Raw genomic sequence first — 1754 nt, forward strand, 5'->3', positions numbered from 1 at the left:
GATAACATGTAGAGATGGTATCCGTTGAAGTACTTTTCCCGTGAACTGTCCCATCCTGAGTCGATGTCGGGTTGGGAGTAATAACGCGGATGGTCACATTTCGTAAGTCCTTGGGCACCGCAATCACAAATCCTTTTACTTCTGGGGTAGCTGGTTGTTTCTATAGGTGTGCCGTCTCCGACAACACCGAGATCGGTTAGATCTCCGAGTAATCCTAGGTTAGCTGATGTTTTAAGAAATTGAGATTGGAAATATTTAAACAGTCGATCTCCTGTTAGCTCCTTTTTCTTTGAGCCGTAGCGAAAAAAACGATCGACAAGCTTTCTTACGATTCCCGGACTAGATGGGGATGCTTTTTCTCCTTTTTTAGGCTTCTTCTTCCTTTTAGTTTTTTGGCGTTTTGGTTTGATAAAGGGTTTAACATTGGCGCTTTCCCTTCCCCATAAACGGTTGAAAAAGTCATAGAAGGTCCCTATACCAGGAAGATTTCCGGGTTCAAAGCCACTCATGATGGCATAAAAAGGCACTCGGTGTCATTCATCTACCCATTCAGTAATACTAAGTGTTGGTTTAGCCAAAAGGAGCAGAAGGTATGAGCGCATCATGGAAGCTGGATCACGAGATTCAGGTCCTCTATTAGAGTAGGAACTCCGCAGCCAAGAAGTAAGATAAGAGAGATCGGTGATCCATAACTTGTAAATAATGGGCCAGTCATTATTTACAATCGTGAGTACACTTCCCGAATAGTGCTTCCTTAATTGTTCTAGGACGAAGTTTTGATAATCTTCATGTGCAATAATCGTTGGCTTCAACTTTAGCACCTCAATCGCAGTTAGTAAGGAAATAAATCCCTTCACCGGTGATTATTGAGGCGTTTTTAAAAAGTCAAGTGTTTTCGACAAAATCAAGAACAAAGCTTCATTGTATGAATGACAAACTTAAGTATATGTGCAAAAGAATAACTTAGTTGATTGAAGTGGAAGGCGGCGACTCCTGGGGGATTAGCGTGACAGGTGAGATCCCGCAGGAGCGTAGCGACGAGGAAGCTCACCGCACGCCCCCCGGAAAGCGTCCGCCTGGAACGGAAATCAACGGTGGCGAGCTCTCGCGTAGTATGTAGATTATTCATCTCGTTCAATAGAGAATGAGCAATTTTACTAACAAAAAAATGAAATATCCCCCTATTAATAGTAGGAGGAGAAATAAAAAATTGGTATAAGAAAACCTTGTACCATCTTACTCGGTGAATGCCGAGAGTCTATTTANAATCACAAATCCTTTTACTTCTGGGGTAGCTGGTTGTTTCTATAGGTGTGCCGTCTCCGACAACACCGAGATCGGTTAGATCTCCGAGTAATCCTAGGTTAGCTGATGTTTTAAGAAATTGAGATTGGAAATATTTAAACAGTCGATCTCCTGTTAGCTCCTTTTTCTTTGAGCCGTAGCGAAAAAAACGATCGACAAGCTTTCTTACGATTCCCGGACTAGATGGGGATGCTTTTTCTCCTTTTTTAGGCTTCTTCTTCCTTTTAGTTTTTTGGCGTTTTGGTTTGATAAAGGGTTTAACATTGGCGCTTTCCCTTCCCCATAAACGGTTGAAAAAGTCATAGAAAAGGTCCCTATACCAGGAAGATTTCCGGGTTCAAAGCCACTCATGATGGCATAAAAAGGCACTCGGTGTCATTCATCTACCCATTCAGTAATACTAAGTGTTGGTTTAGCCAAAAGGAGCAGAAGGTATGAGCGCATCATGG

1 protein-coding gene and 1 pseudogene are annotated in these 1754 nt (G+C 42.3%); both read right to left on the minus strand.

All coding sequences use genetic code 11. From position 1 onward, the window contains the following. Positions 1-509 (minus strand): annotated as a pseudogene (locus BN1243_RS22420) (transposase); the annotation flags it as partial. A gap of 24 nt (positions 510-533) precedes the next feature. Beyond that, the gene (locus BN1243_RS22425) at positions 534-857 is read right to left on the minus strand and encodes a hypothetical protein (RefSeq protein WP_230200289.1); all 324 of its coding nucleotides are present in this window, start codon (positions 855-857) and stop codon (positions 534-536) included. Positions 858-1754 lie beyond the last annotated feature (897 nt).

This window comes from Bacillus niameyensis (assembly GCF_001375535.1).
GTDB classification, from domain to species: Bacteria; Bacillota; Bacilli; order Bacillales; family Bacillaceae_C; genus Lederbergia; species Lederbergia niameyensis.